We start from the raw sequence: 12,977 nt of genomic DNA on the forward strand, positions 1-12,977 counted from the left end.
CCAGTGGCTACGCTACGCGAACATGCGTCGGATCTCGTCGCGCCCTTCGCGGCTGCAGAACAGCACGGTCTCGTCGCCCGCGCGCAGGACGGTGCGCCCGTTCGGCACGATCAGGTCGCCGCCATGGTCGACGGCGACCACGATCGTCTGATCGGGGAAGGTGATCTGGGAAAGCGGCATGCCCTCCACCTTCGAGCCGGGCTTGACCGTGGTCTGCACGATGCTGTGCTCGTCGCGGCCGAGCTTCATCAGGGTGAGCATGTCGCGCAGGCTCATGCCCTCGCGAATGAAGCGGGTGATGATCTCGGCCTGGTTCACCCCGACATCCACGCCGTTGACCGGCGTGAACATCCAGGCGTTTGCCGGGTCGTTGACGCGCGCGACGACGCGCGGCACCGAGAACTCCATCTTGGCCAGCATGGAGACCACGAGGTTGACCTCGTCTTGGCCGGTGACCGCGGCGACGACGTCGGCCATGTGCACGCCGGCGCGCTCGAGCGTGCGCGGGTTCGAGGCGCTCTGCTCGATGATGGTGCAATCGGGGCAGGAGCGGCGCAGGCGCTCCACCGCCTCGGCGCGCTGCTCGATGATCGTGACGGTCTCGCCGTCGGCGCACAGCTGCGATGCCAGGTGGGCGCCGATCTTTCCGCCGCCCGCAATGATGATCTGCATAGTATCGCCTACTCTCCGATGCCGAGCATCTGCTTGAACTTGCGGCTCGCCGAGGACGTGACGGCGGCGTAGATGATGTCGCCGTTGGCGAGCACGGTGCCTTGGGTCGGTATGAATGTCTCGTTGTTGCGCGAGATGCCGACGATCTGGACCTCGCCTATGGCGGTGAGCTCGCGGACGGTGGAGCCGTCGAGCAGCGCCGGGATGTCCGCGCGCACCAGGCGCACGTCGCCCGAGCCGATGTCGTAGACGCCGTCGAGCTGCTGGTAGGTCAGCAGCTCGCAGATGCGCGAGATGCCCCAGTCGTTCGGGGAGATGGTCTGGATATCGAGCCTGCGGTAGGTCTCGGCCTTGGACAGGTCGTGCAGGCGCGCGATGACGCGGGGCACGCGGAACATGCTGCGCGCCACATGGGCGACCACGATATTGGCCTCGTCGGAGCCCATGCACGAGACCAGCGCGCTCGCGCGCATGATGCCGGCCTCCTCGAGCACGCTGCGGTCGAAGCCCACGCCGCAGACCTTCTTGCCGGTAAACGAGGGGCTGAGCGCGTCGAGTGCCGCCCGGTCGCGGTCGACGACGGTCACCTCGAAGCCCTGGCGAGACAGGCGCTCGGCCAGGCCGGAGCCCAGAAACCCGACTCCTACAACGATCACGTTCATCTTCATCACCTTTCAAAAGACGGGGAGCGCGGCTCCCCGCGTTGCATAAGGGTAATCCCGAAAACCCGGGGTGCGCCTCTACGCCTGCCGCGCGGCGCGCCGGGCGTCGCGGCGGCGAAGCCAGGCCTTGCGCGCCTCCTCGATGGCGATGACCACCGGCGGGATGCAGCAGAGGAAGACATAGTCCTGCCAAGCGAGCGGAGCGGTATGGAACACGCTCTGGAGCGGCGGGAACACCGTCAAAAACACGATGAGGGCGACCTCGAACACGATGCCGATGACGATCTGGCGGTTGGCGAGCAGCCCAATCTTGAACACCGAGGTCTTCTCGGTGCGGCAGTTCATGACCTGGCCGATCTGGGCGAACACGATGCCCGCGAGCGTCATGGTCGTCGCCTGGATGTAGACCGGGTCGGCGTCGTTGCCGATGCCGGCGAGCGGCACGGCGGGCCAGCCGTTCAGGATGTTGACCAGGAAGTAGCCGATCATCGCCGCGATTGACCCCATGAGGCCGTACCACAGGAAGGCCTTCACGAGCACGCGCGGGTTGAGCAGGCGCTCGTTGGGGTCGCGCGGGGGCTGGTCCATGACGGTGCCCTCGGGGGGCTCGGTGCCAAGACCCAGCGCGGGCAGCATATCGGTGCCCAGGTCGATGGTCAGGATCTGCATGGTGGTCAGCGGCAGGGGCACGGCGCCGCCAGACAGCAGGTACACGGCGTTCGGCACGGCCTCGGGCGCGTTGGAGTTCAAGATATAGAGGAGGAACTTGCGGATGTTGCTGTACACCGCGCGACCCTCCTCGATGGCGGCCACGATCGAGGCGAAGTTGTCGTCGGTCAGGATCATGTCCGCAGCCTCCTTGGCCACGTCCGTGCCGGCCACGCCCATGGCGACGCCGATGTCGGCCTTCTTGAGCGCCGGCGCATCGTTCACGCCGTCGCCGGTGACGGCCACGATCTCGCCCATCTCCTGCAGGGCGGTGACGACGCGAAGCTTCTGCTCGGGCGCCATGCGGGCGAAGACCACCTGTCCGGCGAGCTTTTCCTTCAGCTCGTCGTCGCTCATCTTCGAGAGCTCGAAGCCCGAGATGACCGACAGGTCGCCCCCGTCGACGATGCCGATGCGCCGGGCGATGCTCGCGGCGGTCAGGCCGTAGTCGCCGGTGATCATGACGATGCGGATGCCGGCGCGACGGCACTCGGCGACGGCCGCGGCGACCTCGGGGCGCGGCGGGTCCATCATGACCTCGAGGCCCACGAAGGTGAGGTGGCACTCGATGGTCTCGGGCGTGTAGGCGCTCATGGACGCGGGCACGCCCTGGCGCTCCGCCTCGGCGCCGAGGGGACGATAGGCCACGGCGAGCACGCGCAGGCCGTCGGCGGCGTAGGAGTCGTTGGCGTCCATGATGCGGGCGCGCAGCTCGTCGGTCATGGGCACGACGCGCCCGTCCACGCGGATCTTGTCCGCCAGGCGCACGACCTCGTTGGGGGCGCCCTTCGTGAAGGCGATGCGCGTCGCCCCGTCGACGGGGTCCTCCAGGCTGTGGACGGTCGTCATGCGCTTGCGGCGGCTCTCGAAGGGCAGCTCCTTCACGCGCGGCATGCGGCTCTCCAGCTCAGCGGGGTCGATGCCGCCCTTCTGGGCGGACACGATCAGGCAGGCCTCGGTCGGGTCCCCGTAGACCTCGTAGCGCTTGCCCTCCTCTTCGGGGGCGTGCAGGCGCGCGTTGCCGCACAGAAGCCCGCCTTCCAGCAAAAGCTCCAGATCGGGGTCGTCGACGGCGCGATACGTCGTTCCGCCCGCTTCGATGGCGCCTTCGGGCGCATAGCCCACGCCGGTGATCTCGTACTCGCGCGACGCGGTCCACAGGTGGTTGACCGTCATCTCGTTTTGGGTGAGCGTGCCGGTCTTGTCCGTGCAGATGACGCTTGTGGAGCCCAGCGCCTCGACGGAGCTGAGCTTCTTGACGAGGGCGTTGCGGCGGCTCATGCGCTGCACCGCCATGGCGAGCGACAGCGTCACGGTGGGCAGCAGGCCCTCCGGGATGAAGGCGACGACCATGCCGAGCGCGAAGATGAACGACTGCGCGAAGGGTTCATGCACGACGAACATGGAGAGGGAGAAGAAGATGATGCCCATGCACATGGCGAAGACGGTGACCTGCTTGGTGAGGCGGTCGAGGTCGCGCTGCAGCGGGCTCTCGGCGTCCTCCATGTTCTGGGTCAGGTTCGCGATCTTGCCGAACTCGGTGTCCATGCCGATGCGGATCACCACGGCGCGGCCGTTGCCCTCCGACACGCTCGTGCCGGCAAAGACGAGGTTGGGGATCTCGGCTGCGGAGAGCCCTTCCTCGAGGACGGCGTCCGAGGTTTTGCGCGAAGGGTTGGACTCGCCGTTCAACGTGGATTGGTTCACCTGCAGATCCGAGCTCGCGATCACGCGGGCGTCGGCCGAGATCTTGTCGCCTTCCGCTAGAAGCATGATGTCGCCGGGGACGAGGTCCTCCGCGAGCACCTTCTGCTCCTGCCCGTCGCGGATGACGTTGGTGTAGGCGGGCAGCATCTTCTTGAGCGCTTCGGTCGCCTGGCTTGCGCGATATTCCTGCCAGAAGCTGAAGACGCCGTTGATGATGTTGACGAGCCATACGGCAACGCCCAGCTCGGGCAGGCCCGCGATGAACGCGATGATGCCCGCCACCCACAGCAATATGGCCATGAGGTGGGTGAAGTTGGACAGAAACGCGATGATGGGCGAGCGTTTCTTGCCGGATTCGATCAGATTCTTGCCGTAGCGCTGCTGGCGTGCCGTCGCCTCCGTGGACGGGAGGCCGCCGGCGCCGACGCCGAGCATGGCGAGCGTCTGGTCGATCGTCGATGTTCTGATTGTCTCAATGAGATTGCCGGAATCGTCTCCGGCTCGGTGTGCACGTCCGGGCTCTAGGTGCGGGCCCGAATCCGTGCCTGCCGCTTCCTGCGGCGACGCGGGGTTCTGCGTTCCCATAATCCCCATCCTTCCCACGGTCAAAAGCTGGTGCTTTTGGCGAGAAAAACAAAAACTAGGGCCACGGGGGCTCGCGCATGCCCCTGTGGATGGCACTGCATCATATCCATGTGCCCAGCGAGATGCAAGGGTCTTTTTTCAAAATTTTGTAAGCAACGTTTTACCATATAGCAGGGCAAAAATGAGACCGCAAAGCTCACGTTCAAAATGCAAATCGGGGACGTACCTTCCGCTTGCACTTATGCAAACTCGGGGACGTACCTTCCGCTTGCACTTTTGCACGAGGGGGACACGCCTTCGCCGTATCCGCTTGTATGTTCGCGGCGGATTCCGGAGGAGGGGCCCTCTCAAAATGATGCGCGATCCCCTAAAACGGGTGAGGGGCCATCGGAAGAGGCCGTGTAGCAGTTTTCGACCGTGAAAAAAGCCGGCAGGAGCCAGCATCCTCTTCGAAGCGGTTTTTACGGAGCCGTCTCCCTCAGCGCAAGAGTGCAAGCTGAAGGTACGTCCCCGATTTGCAAAAGTGCACGCCGAAGGTACGTCCCCGAGTTTGCATGCGGGAGGTGCGTCCCCGATGTGCATGTGCTTGCGTGCTCATTGCGTGGCCATGGGCATGGGGGCTTTTTCGCGTCCGCCATTCGGTATATCATACCGTCCGTGTGTTTCTAAAGGTCGGCCCTGCGCACCGCGCGTCGCCGGCTCGCGTAAGTACGAAGGAGTCTCGCATGTCCGGACATTCTAAGTGGGCCACCACCAAGCACCGCAAGGGCGCGCAGGACGCTAAGCGCTCCGCGCTCTTCTCCAAGCTTTCCCGTAACATCACCGTCGCCGCCCGCCTGGGCAACGACCCCAATCCCGATAACAACGCCTCCCTTGCCGCCGCTGTCGCCAAGGCCAAGGCTCAGTCCATGCCCAAGGACAAGATCAAGAGCGCTATCGACAAGGCGTTCGGCACCGGCGCCGACGCCGCCGTGTACGAGAACATCGTCTACGAGGGCTACGGTCCCGCGGGTGTCGCCGTCTACGTCGAGTGCCTGACCGACAACCGCAACCGCACCGCCGCCGACGTCCGCTCCGCGTTCAGCCACGCGGGCGGCAACCTCGGCACCAGCGGCTCGGTCGCCTTCCAGTTCGAGCGCAAGGGCCAGGTCATCGTCGCCAAGGAGATCGTCGATCCCAACGATAAGAAAGAGAACATGATGGCCAACGGCGCCGCGGGCGACGAGGAGGAGTTCATGATGGCCGTCGCCGAGGCCGGTGGCGACGACTACGAGGACGCCGGCGAGGAGTGGGTCGTGTGGACCGCCCCGGGCGACCTCATGGCCGTCTCCAAGGGTCTCGAGGAGCAGGGCATCGAGGTCAAGGGCTCTGAGCTCACCATGGTTCCGACCACCCCGACCGATGTCACACCCACCGACGCCAAGAAGGTCCAGCGCCTCGTCGACCGTCTCGAGGAGCTCGACGACGTCCAGGACGTCTACCACACCATGAACATGACCGACGAGGTCGTCGCCGCCCTCGAGGAGGAGTAGCGCACGCTCGTCCACGTCGTGGATGATGAAAGCCGGGTCCGCGCATCGCGGCCCGGCTTTTGCGTATTCTGCGATCGAGCGCGGCGGAAGCGCGCCTTCGGGTATACGAAAACGAGCGGGACGGCTGCGCGCCTCGGCGCAACTCGGATCGCACGAGGCGTTTGTCGTCTGCTAAGCTGTTCTCACGTTCGATCTCTCGGAAGGGGGCTGGCGCATGCGCGCGTTCAGGAAGGTCCTTGCGGTCCTGTTCCTCATGGCCGGCATCGTGGTGTGCGGCGTGTTCGCCGCCGAGCGCGCCGGTGTGCCGTTGGGCCACATCGACCGCGTGCTCGACACGCCCGCGGGACATGTCGCGTCGCTCGCGTGCGCGGCGATCGCGGGCCTCGGGATCCTGGTCGTCGCGATCATGACGCTCGCCGAGCGGCCCGAGATCACCTGCGTGCATCCGGCGGGCAATCCCGATATCGAGGTGAGCCTCACCGCCCTGGCCTCGGCCGCGCGCCGCGCCGCGCCGGGCGAGGACGACGTGCTCATCGAGTCGGTCGAGGGACGCGTTGCCGGAAAGGGCCGCGACGAGGTCCGTTTGACCGTCGAGGTCATCGCCTTTACCGACCAGGGGCTCGACGCGTTGGCCCGGCGCATGCAGCGCCGTGTCGAGACCGCATGCGAGGCGCTGCTCGGCACGCCCGGCGTCGTCGCCCGCATCCGCTTTTTGCCGAGCAAGACCACGATCGTGACCAAGGAGGTCTAGCGTGAGCGATACCGTACACTCCGGCGCCAAGAAGGCGGCGCCCAAGCTGACGATCGAGCAGGAGCCGATGGCCGACGATCAGGCGGCGCCGGCATCCGATGCATCATCCGAGCAGGCTGCGCACGCGCGAAGCGCCCTCGGCGACCAGGCCGTTGGGTTCATCAAGGGGCTGGGCGCATCGCTGTGGGCATACGCCGACACGCACCATTACACGGTGCTGTACGGCTTCATCGGGTTCGTGCTCGCCGTCCTCATCCTGACGATCGGACTGTGGTCGACTATCGTCATCGCCATCTTCGCCGGCGTGGGCGCCACGCTGGGCCAGATCCGCGACGGCGACAACGGCATCGTCAACTTCTTCAGCAGGCTGTTCGGCGGAAAGCGCTAAGCCTGCCTTTTGCGTACGGAACGTAGCAGGATCGCGGCGCGGCCGCGCAAGCAGAAAGGGGAGCACCCATGACCGACGAGCTCAAGGTTGCTGTGGAGACGGGTGAGCCGGAGGCGGCCGAGATCGACGCTGCCGAGACGGCGGGCGTCGTCGTCGCCGATGCGCAGGAGCAGGCGGACGAAGATATGGCCGACGACGGGGAGTTCGACGACGAGCTCGATTCCGAGGATTCGCTGACCTACTCCAACGGCGTGATCGAGAAGATCGTCGCCATCGCCACGCGCGAGGCCGCCCACGTGCTCGGCATGAAGGGCAACCTCATGCACTTCGTGCAGGAGACGCTGGGCGCCGAGAACCTGACGAAGGGCGTGTCCGTCGAGGTCACCGACGACAACCGCGTGATCGTGAACATCTCGGTCATCATCGAGTACGGCGCGTACGCGCCCGCGATCTTCGAGGACGTCAAGGAGCGCGTCACCGAGCGCCTGGCCGCCATGACGGGGCTCGAGGTGGCGGGCATCAACCTGCGCATCGAGGACGTCATGACCCGCGAGGAGTACGCGGCGAGCCACAAGCGCGCCCAGGAGGCCGCGGCGGAGTAGCGCCGCGCGCGTGACAGCGAGATAGAGCAGCCGGCACCCCGGGGCGGCGATCCGTCCCGGGGTGCCGGCTGCTCTATCTCGCTGTCACGCCCTCTTGTTTCACAGTCGTTTCGCGCTTGCATCGGACATGTAGCCCTGTTACTGTAGTTTACATGTTTACGAATGCCGCACATATGATGATGGTTATGATGATGCCCTCGCCCGGGCACTTTGCTATGCCGCGCGCAACCCGCCGGCATGGGGAGACCGGGCGCCTTCATTAGGTCGTCTTTGGCAGAAGACGACCCGCCTCAGTTCGCGAACCATCATCGGGCGGAGTTTTTCTCGTGATTCAAATCAATCATCTGTGCAAAGAGTTCGACGGCGCCTCGGGCGTCGCGCATGCTCTCGATGACATCAACATCGATATCGCCGACGGCGACATCATGGGCATCATCGGCATGAGCGGTGCCGGCAAGTCCACGCTCGTGCGCTGCATCAATCTGTTGGAGCGCCCCTCGTCGGGCCAGATCGTCGTCGACGGGCAGGACGTGACGAGCCTGTCCGGCGCGGAGCTTCGCAGCTATCGCCGCCGCGTGGCCATGATCTTCCAGAACTTCGGCCTGCTGTCCCAAAAGACCGTGCTCGACAACGTGTGCTTCCCGTTCCTCGCCGCGACGGGCAAGGTGACGGCCGAGAACCGCGCGTATGCCCTCGACCTGCTCGACATGGTCGGCCTGCGCGAGAAGGCGCCGTCCTACCCCTCGCAGCTGTCCGGTGGCCAGCAGCAGCGCGTCGCCATCGCCCGCGCGCTCGCGTGCGACCCCGAGTACATCCTGTGCGACGAGGCCACCAGCGCGCTGGACCCGGCGAGCACCAACACGATTTTGAAGCTGCTGCGCGAGATCAACCGTAAAACGGGCGTCACGGTCATCGTCATCACGCATGCGATGAGCGTCGTCGAGAAGATCTGCCGTAATGTCGTCGTGTTGGAGCACGGCCGCGTGGTCGAGAAGGGGAGCGTGGCCGACGTGTTCGCCAACCCCACCTCCCAGGCCGCGAAGGTGCTGCTCGAAAGGGTTGATTGGGATGCTTGATGCCGCGAACGCCTTCATCGCCGAGTACGGCGAGCTCCTTGTCGAGGGCACGGGAAGCACGATCGTCATGGTGCTCGTGCCCACGCTGATCTCATATATCATCGGCATCGCGCTCGGCGTGGTGCTCTATCTCACCGCTCCGGGCTCCTTGCGCCCCGCGCCCGCGCTCAACGCGGTGCTGGGCTGGGTCGTCAACATCCTGCGCTCGTTCCCCTTCATCGTGCTCATGGTGTTCATCATCCCGTTCACGCGCCTCATCATGGGTACGGGGTCGGGCATCCTGGGCACCATCCCGCCGCTTGTGCTGTCCGCGTCGCCCTTTATCGCGCGCATGATCGAGCAGTCGCTCGCCGAGGTGCCGCGTGAGTCCGTCGAGGCTGTCGAGGCGTGCGGGGCGAGCACGGCGCGCATCGTGTTCTCGGCGCTTTTGCCCGAGGCCCTGCCCTCCATCGTGCGCGGCGTCGCCGTCGTGCTCATCTCCGTGCTGGGCTACACCGCCATGGCCGGCGCCATCGGCGCGGGCGGCCTGGGCGACATCGCCGTGCGCTACGGATACTACCGTCGCGTCGACGAGGTCATGATCGTCGCCGTCATCATCCTCGTGGTGATCGTGCAGGTCATCCAGGGCGTGTGCGACATCGCCGCGCGCAAGGTCGACCACCGCGGCGTCTAGCGACGACCGCTTCTCCAACAATCTCAATCAAGAAAGGTATTTACCATGTTGAACAACATCGCTCTCTCCCGTCGTTCCCTGATCGCCGCCGCGGCAGCTGTCGTCGGCGTCGGATCTCTGGCCGCGTGCGGCACCTCCGGAGACACGTCGGCCGCCGGCGGCTCTTCTGCCGAGGGCGGCTCGCAGACGCTGACCGTCGCCGCGAGCCCGAGCCCGCACGCCGAGATCCTGAACGACTTCGCTGCCGACAAGCTCGCCGAGCAGGGCATCGCGCTCGAGGTGAAGGAGTACACCGACTACATCCTTCCCAACCAGGACGTGTCCGCCGGTGAGATCGATTGCAACTACTTCCAGCACATCAACTACCTCAACAATTACAACGAGGAGAACGGCACCGACCTGGTGAACGTGGGCAAGATCCACTTCGAGCCGATGGGCGTGTTCGCCGGCAAGTCGGACGACCTCGCCAACATCGCTGATGGCGCGACCATCTCGGTTCCCAACGACGCCACCAACGAGGGCCGCGCGCTGCTGCTTCTGCAGGAGCACGGCGTCATCACGCTCTCCGAGTCCGCCGGCATCACCGCGACGCCCAACGACATCGTGGACAATCCGCACAACGTCGAGATTCTCGAGCAGGAGGCCGCCATGCTGCCCTCCACGCTCGCTGACGTGGACTTCGCGGTCATCAACGGCAACTACGCCATCGACGCCGGCCTGACGCTGGCGGACGCCGTGGCCCAGGAGAGCGCCGACTCCGACGTCATCAAGAACGAGTACGCCAACGTCATCGTGACGAGGCCCGAGCTTGAGGACGACGAGCGCATCAAGGCGCTGGTCGACGTGCTGACGACCGATGAGTTCAAGGAGTACCTGGCCGACACGTTCGGCGACTCCGTCCAGGCGGCGTTCTAGGCCATCTGCCTATTCGTGAATCCGACAAGCCCCGGCGGCAGGACCTGCCGCCGGGGCTTTTGCATGCAAGCCGGGGACGTGCCTCCCGCGTGCAAAAATGCACGCGGGAGGCACGTCCCCGGCTTGCATGGGTGTCGGATGTTTGTCGGATATCGTTAAGAAACGCGATGTTAGCTGCAAAATAGCAATAGTACACAAAATTAAATAATCAGAACATATACTGAGCACCTACATGCGGAACCGACGAGACGAAAGGGGACCGGTATGAGGTGCAACGCATGCGGATCGTACGTGGCGGACGGCAACAGGTTTTGCCCCGTGTGCGGATCGGGCAACGTCGCGGCTGATGCGAACGGGGGATGTAACGAGCATACGGTGCCGCCGCCGGGCCCTGCGGGGCGGAATCGAGGCGCATCCCCGCAAGGCCCGTCAGCCGCATTCGCCGGCGGATACGGGGCGCAGGCGACGTCGATGCCCGGGTGGAACTGCTCGGCGGCGGCACCCGCCTCTCGCGCGAAGGGCTGTCTTGCCCAGGCGATCGACGACGCGGTGGGCGGCGCCTGCCGCCTGCGCCGCATCGTTCGGAGCGCGCTGTTTCCCACCGCGGTCGCCGCCGCCTCGGTTCTCGCTTCCTCGCTGCCGGTGGCCGGGACCGTCATCGGCCCGGTGGGACTCGCATGCTCCGCCGTCTTGCTTCTGTGCTGCGGCGGCTACGGGGTGGCTTGGGGGCGCGAGCTCTCCGCGCCGCACGGCTTTGACGCCGATGCCCCCGTCGCGCGCACCTCATTGCTGTCGCTCGGCTTTTTCGGCGGGGCGCTGCACCTTGTCGCGGTGGTGGTGAGCGCCATCCCCGGTCTGATCGCCTGGGCGCTGAGCTTTCTGGGCATCGGCTTGGGGGCGACGTTGCTTTGGGACTCCTACGGCGTGGGGTTCTCGGTACTCGGGACGGTTGTTTCGCTGATAGCAGGGGTCATCTCGATCGCACTCCATGTCCTCGCCATCGGCTTGGCGGTGGTGCTCACCATGTTCACCGACGCGATGACGATGCATCTGGTGGTGACCGGAAGGCTCGAATCCGCGTTCTCGCTCGCGGGGGTGCTCGCCGTCTTCCGCAAGGAACCGGGGAAGCTGTTCTGCGCGTCCGTGGTCCCCGGTCTGGCCGCCATCGCGGCGGTCATGGTGGGCAATCTGGCGTTGTCGCTCGTATCGGATGCCCTCGACGTGCTTCCGTTCGGCATGGTGGGGACGGGCCTGTTCGACCCCATCGGCGGCTTTGGCGCCAACGTCGTCTTGGCGGCACTCGTCGGCCTCGCGGCGTTTTGCGTCTCGTGCGGCTCGATCGTCCGATACCGGGCCGTCGGGTACTGGGCGCAGCGCTTCGCCCCGTCTTGGAAGGACGAGGCCGAGCACGACTGCGTGCTGCCCTTCACGCATCGGTTCGCCACGACGCTGAGAATCTGAACCACGTGGAAAGGAAACGCTCATGATCTGTCCGAATTGCGGCTCTCCCGTACCTGAAGATTCCGCGTACTGCCCGGTGTGCGGCATGCCGGCGACCACCCCGCAGGCCCAGGCGGGCACGACGGACATCGCGCCGTACCAGGGTGAGGCGGGACAAGCGTACAGCCAGCCCTACCAGCAGTCGCCCTCCCAGCAGGGGTATCAGCAGCAAGGCTATGGGGGAGCTCCGTTTTCCGGGGGTGCGGAAGGATATGCTGCCTCGGGAGGGTTCGCGCCTCCCGCACCCATGGGTAGCGCTCGGGCCCTGAACGATAGACGCAGCACCCTGATGGTCCTGCTGCTCAATATCGTGACGTGCGGCGTCTACTGGTACATCGCGCTCCACGAGATCGCTGAGGACACCAATATCACGTGCGGAGGCGATCGCGAGGAGACGCCGGGCATGGCCGTGTTCATCGTCCTGTCGCTTCTGACCGGCGGCCTGTATACGGCCTGGTGGTACTACAAGATCGGCAACCGCCTGCAGAGAAACGCCCCGCGCTACGGCCTTTCGTTCAAGGAGAACGGGACGACCCTGCTGGTGTGGAACTACGCCGGATGCCTGCTGTGCTGCGCGGGGCCCATCGTCGCGATGAGCATCATCGTGAAGAACGCGAATGCGCTCGCCGCCGCGTATAACGCGCGGGCGGGCGTCGTCTATCAATCATGATGGGCGTTGTCAGACGGTTGGCCGACATGCGCGGGCCCGGCGGCGCGGATGCGTGCCGCCGGGCCCTTTCCGCGTGCGGGGCGGCCGTTCTGGCCGTGGGCGCGTTGACGGTCTCCGGCATCGGCTGCGTCTTTCGCTTCGCGACGGGCGTCCCCTGCCCGGGCTGCGGCATGACGAGGGCATACCTCGCGTTTCTGAGCGGTGACGTCGCTTGCGCGCTCGCATACCATCCGCTGTTCTGGATGGTTCCGATCGCGGGCCTTCTGGCGGCGGCGCAAGGCGCGCTGGCCTCGATGCTCGTCGCGACCGGGGGCGCCCGGTGCGCTCGGCATGCGTTGCTGCGGGCGGCATGGCGCGCCTGCGTGGCGCTTCTTGCTTTGATCGCGTGCGCGTTTTTGGCGGTCTGGCTCGTGCGCCTGGCCGACCCCTGCGACGCCGGCCTGCTCTTTTCCGGGGTGTCGCCGTCCGGGGCGGAGGCGGATGTCGTCTTCCTGTCTTCCCCGCGTTGGCTGGGGTGAGGGGGATGGGTATCGATC

At 65.8% G+C, this 12,977-nt stretch carries 13 protein-coding genes; 10 read left to right on the top strand and 3 right to left on the bottom strand.

The genetic code is table 11. The annotated features are described in order from the left end of the window. Positions 1 to 12: 12 nt before the first annotated feature. The 3 genes from QVN30_RS09600 to QVN30_RS09610 form a co-directional block, all read right to left on the bottom strand. A complete protein-coding gene (locus tag QVN30_RS09600) occupies positions 13 to 672 on the bottom strand; it encodes a potassium channel family protein (RefSeq protein WP_087201164.1) in 660 nt (219 codons plus the stop codon). 8 nt (positions 673 to 680) lie between these two features. Further along, positions 681 to 1,334 carry a potassium channel family protein gene (locus tag QVN30_RS09605; protein WP_289836207.1) on the bottom strand — a complete coding sequence of 218 codons (654 nt, stop codon included), beginning with the start codon at positions 1,332 to 1,334 and terminating at the stop codon, positions 681 to 683. Positions 1,335 to 1,412: 78 nt separating this feature from the next. After that, on the bottom strand, positions 1,413 to 4,334 hold the full coding sequence (locus QVN30_RS09610) for a cation-translocating P-type ATPase (protein ID WP_204538662.1): 2,922 nt from the start codon (positions 4,332 to 4,334) through the stop codon (positions 1,413 to 1,415). Between the two features lie 725 nt (positions 4,335 to 5,059). Between QVN30_RS09610 and QVN30_RS09615 the strand changes: the two genes are divergently transcribed. The 10 genes from QVN30_RS09615 (at position 5,060) to QVN30_RS09660 (ending at position 12,959) form a co-directional block, all read left to right on the top strand. Next, positions 5,060 to 5,866 carry a YebC/PmpR family DNA-binding transcriptional regulator gene (locus QVN30_RS09615; protein WP_066829240.1) on the top strand — a complete coding sequence of 269 codons (807 nt, stop codon included), beginning with the start codon at positions 5,060 to 5,062 and terminating at the stop codon, positions 5,864 to 5,866. A 214-nt stretch (positions 5,867 to 6,080) separates the two neighbouring features. Next, entirely contained in the window at positions 6,081 to 6,617 is a 537-nt protein-coding gene (locus QVN30_RS09620; protein ID WP_289827781.1) for a hypothetical protein, read from the top strand. A 1-nt stretch (position 6,618) separates the two neighbouring features. Continuing rightward, positions 6,619 to 7,005 (top strand): DUF2273 domain-containing protein, encoded by a 387-nt coding sequence (locus QVN30_RS09625; RefSeq protein ID WP_239283397.1) that lies wholly within the window; start codon positions 6,619 to 6,621, stop codon positions 7,003 to 7,005. A 68-nt stretch (positions 7,006 to 7,073) separates the two neighbouring features. Beyond that, positions 7,074 to 7,607, top strand: a complete 534-nt coding sequence (locus QVN30_RS09630; protein WP_435051639.1) for an Asp23/Gls24 family envelope stress response protein — start codon at positions 7,074 to 7,076, stop codon at positions 7,605 to 7,607. A 326-nt stretch (positions 7,608 to 7,933) separates the two neighbouring features. Beyond that, positions 7,934 to 8,683, top strand: a complete 750-nt coding sequence (locus QVN30_RS09635) for a methionine ABC transporter ATP-binding protein (RefSeq protein ID WP_289836208.1) — start codon at positions 7,934 to 7,936, stop codon at positions 8,681 to 8,683. After that, positions 8,676 to 9,356, top strand: coding sequence for a methionine ABC transporter permease (locus QVN30_RS09640; RefSeq protein WP_289836209.1), 681 nt, complete (start codon positions 8,676 to 8,678; stop codon positions 9,354 to 9,356). The genes QVN30_RS09635 and QVN30_RS09640 overlap by 8 nt, the downstream gene beginning before the upstream one ends. A 45-nt stretch (positions 9,357 to 9,401) precedes the next feature. Beyond that, positions 9,402 to 10,271: a MetQ/NlpA family ABC transporter substrate-binding protein gene (locus QVN30_RS09645; RefSeq protein ID WP_289821448.1), complete on the top strand. Its 870-nt coding sequence runs from the start codon at positions 9,402 to 9,404 to the stop codon at positions 10,269 to 10,271. Between the two features lie 471 nt (positions 10,272 to 10,742). After that, positions 10,743 to 11,732 carry a DUF4013 domain-containing protein gene (locus QVN30_RS09650; protein WP_289836210.1) on the top strand — a complete coding sequence of 330 codons (990 nt, stop codon included), beginning with the start codon at positions 10,743 to 10,745 and terminating at the stop codon, positions 11,730 to 11,732. Positions 11,733 to 11,754: 22 nt separating this feature from the next. Then, positions 11,755 to 12,441 (top strand): DUF4234 domain-containing protein, encoded by a 687-nt coding sequence (locus tag QVN30_RS09655; RefSeq protein WP_289836211.1) that lies wholly within the window; start codon positions 11,755 to 11,757, stop codon positions 12,439 to 12,441. Continuing rightward, the gene (locus tag QVN30_RS09660) at positions 12,438 to 12,959 is read left to right on the top strand and encodes a DUF2752 domain-containing protein (RefSeq protein ID WP_289836212.1); all 522 of its coding nucleotides are present in this window, start codon (positions 12,438 to 12,440) and stop codon (positions 12,957 to 12,959) included. Before QVN30_RS09655 ends, QVN30_RS09660 begins: the two co-directional genes overlap by 4 nt. Positions 12,960 to 12,977: the final 18 nt, after the last annotated feature.

Origin of the sequence: Collinsella ihumii, from assembly GCF_030385545.1 — a bacterium.
Lineage (GTDB): Bacteria > Actinomycetota > Coriobacteriia > Coriobacteriales > Coriobacteriaceae > Collinsella > Collinsella ihumii.

Coding starts and splice junctions, on each gene's coding strand:
- QVN30_RS09600 (WP_087201164.1), bottom strand. CDS start 672: ATGCAGATCATCATTGCGGGCGGCGGAAAGATCGGCGCCCACCTGGCA.
- QVN30_RS09605 (WP_289836207.1), bottom strand. CDS start 1,334: ATGAACGTGATCGTTGTAGGAGTCGGGTTTCTGGGCTCCGGCCTGGCC.
- QVN30_RS09610 (WP_204538662.1), bottom strand. CDS start 4,334: ATGGGAACGCAGAACCCCGCGTCGCCGCAGGAAGCGGCAGGCACGGAT.
- QVN30_RS09615 (WP_066829240.1), top strand. CDS start 5,060: ATGTCCGGACATTCTAAGTGGGCCACCACCAAGCACCGCAAGGGCGCG.
- QVN30_RS09620 (WP_289827781.1), top strand. CDS start 6,081: ATGCGCGCGTTCAGGAAGGTCCTTGCGGTCCTGTTCCTCATGGCCGGC.
- QVN30_RS09630 (WP_435051639.1), top strand. CDS start 7,074: ATGACCGACGAGCTCAAGGTTGCTGTGGAGACGGGTGAGCCGGAGGCG.
- QVN30_RS09640 (WP_289836209.1), top strand. CDS start 8,676: ATGCTTGATGCCGCGAACGCCTTCATCGCCGAGTACGGCGAGCTCCTT.
- QVN30_RS09645 (WP_289821448.1), top strand. CDS start 9,402: ATGTTGAACAACATCGCTCTCTCCCGTCGTTCCCTGATCGCCGCCGCG.
- QVN30_RS09650 (WP_289836210.1), top strand. CDS start 10,743: ATGCCCGGGTGGAACTGCTCGGCGGCGGCACCCGCCTCTCGCGCGAAG.
- QVN30_RS09655 (WP_289836211.1), top strand. CDS start 11,755: ATGATCTGTCCGAATTGCGGCTCTCCCGTACCTGAAGATTCCGCGTAC.
- QVN30_RS09660 (WP_289836212.1), top strand. CDS start 12,438: ATGATGGGCGTTGTCAGACGGTTGGCCGACATGCGCGGGCCCGGCGGC.